Genomic DNA, 1,347 nt, shown 5'->3' on the forward strand with positions numbered 1-1,347 from the left:
CACCTTAGGAAACTTATTATCACCCATAGATTTGATGTATGTCTACCATCTTATGTATTGTTGCGGACACCGTTAACCCTAGGTAAAGTCAGATGCTAGGATTTTTCACAGCAAAAGCCCTGTGCTCCCTGCTAGGTCTGTGCTAAATTGACATCTACAGTGCCCCATGTATTTTCTTAGTTCCTAGCTTATGAATCCATCCTACTTGATTGACATCATCATTTTACTGAGTGCCGCGGTGATTGCCGTACCTCTTTTCCAAGCAATTAGGTTAGGCGCAGTACCTGGCTTTCTTGTTGCTGGCTTAACCGTAGGTCCTTCTGGATTTTGCTTAATTAGTAATATTAATCAAATAGGCTACCTTGCAGATATTGGCGTGGTGTTACTGCTCTTTGTTATAGGTATAGAGCTTAAGCCTTCACGCCTCTGGTTAATGAGGCGCTCGGTATTCGGCCTAGGCTCGCTACAACTGCTTATTACAGGTTCCGCCTTATGTGGCATCAGCTATCTCTTTTTTGATATTCCTCTACGCGCCGCTATTTTGGTCGGACCAGCACTGGCGCTCTCATCCACCGCCTTTGTATTACAGCTACTGACAGAACAAAAGTCCCTTTCTTCCACTTATGGCCGCACCTCTTTTGCCATATTATTAATGCAAGATCTTGCGGTCGTTCCGCTATTAGCACTATTGCCTTTACTCACCTCTCACGACCAAGGCATCGGTATCAATATTGGACTTGCCTTAATTGAGTCGCTCACTGTATTAAGCTTGGTGATATTAATTGGCCGCTATTTTCTCCACCCCATTTTACACCGCGTGGCGATGGCCAAAAATCCAGAAGTTTTCACTGCTTCCGCCTTACTTATCGTACTCGGAGCAGCGGTCATTCTTGAACATATAGGACTTTCTATGGCAATGGGGGCTTTTTTAGCGGGATTACTGATCTCAGACTCATCCTATAAGCATCAAGTAATGGCAGAAATTCAGCCCTTTCGTGGACTGTTACTCGGAATGTTTTTTATGTCTATGGGCATGTCTTTCAATCTTAGCCTACTGCTAGAAAACCCAGGGTATTGCCTTGCCATCGTCGGCTTACTGATAGCAATCAAAACTGCCGTACTTTTTCCGCTTACTTACTTATTCAAGTTGAGTACCAAGAAAAGCTTAGCCGTTGGCCTAATCCTTGCGCAAAGTGGCGAATTTGCCTTAGTGCTATTTTCTTTAGCCAACAAATCAAAGCTATTAAGTGACCTGAATTCGTATAATAAGTGCATAACCTCTGAAAGTAACGGATAGCAATACACTGGTTGAATTGAGACAAGACATAGGTGTAAAGTAAACAGCTA

Annotated in this window: 1 protein-coding gene; it reads left to right on the forward strand. The window is 43.3% G+C overall.

Translation table 11 applies throughout. The features are described from left to right. Positions 1-190 precede the first annotated feature (190 nt). Positions 191-1,297, forward strand: a complete 1,107-nt coding sequence (locus BQ7314_RS07450) for a monovalent cation:proton antiporter-2 (CPA2) family protein (RefSeq protein WP_174483072.1) — start codon at positions 191-193, stop codon at positions 1,295-1,297. Positions 1,298-1,347: the final 50 nt, after the last annotated feature.

Source organism: methanotrophic endosymbiont of Bathymodiolus puteoserpentis (Logatchev), from assembly GCF_900128525.1.
Lineage (GTDB): Bacteria > Pseudomonadota > Gammaproteobacteria > Methylococcales > Methylomonadaceae > Methyloprofundus.